This window comes from Rhizobium ecuadorense, assembly GCF_001187535.1.
GTDB classification, from domain to species: Bacteria; Pseudomonadota; Alphaproteobacteria; order Rhizobiales; family Rhizobiaceae; genus Rhizobium; species Rhizobium ecuadorense.
Genome location: NZ_LFIO01001572.1, coordinates 1 through 308, shown reverse-complemented (window position 1 = coordinate 308; position 308 = coordinate 1). Strand labels below are relative to the sequence as shown.

Genomic DNA, 308 nt, shown 5'->3' with positions numbered 1-308 from the left:
GCGCAGGACGCACCGAAGGTCGGCGTTGTCGTCAAGATCGGCGGCATTCCATGGTTCAATGCGATGGAAGCCGGCATCAAGGAACAGGGCAAGAAATTAGGCGTCGATGCCTTCATGATCGGCCCGACCAGCGCCGACCCGGCGCTGCAGGTGCGCGCCATCGAAGACCTGATCGCCCAGGGCGTCAAGGTCATCGGTGTGGTGCCGAACGATGCCAAGGTGCTCGAGCCCGTGCTCACCAAGGCGCAAGCCGCCGGCATCAAGGTCATTACGCATGAATCGCCCTCGCAGAAGGGCGCCGACTGGAA

General features: G+C 63.0%; 1 protein-coding gene. It reads left to right on the top strand.

Going from position 1 to position 308, the window contains the following annotated elements:
* A partial coding sequence (locus tag AF337_RS32210) for a substrate-binding domain-containing protein (RefSeq protein ID WP_152971280.1) occupies positions 1 to 308 on the top strand: 308 nt, incomplete at both ends.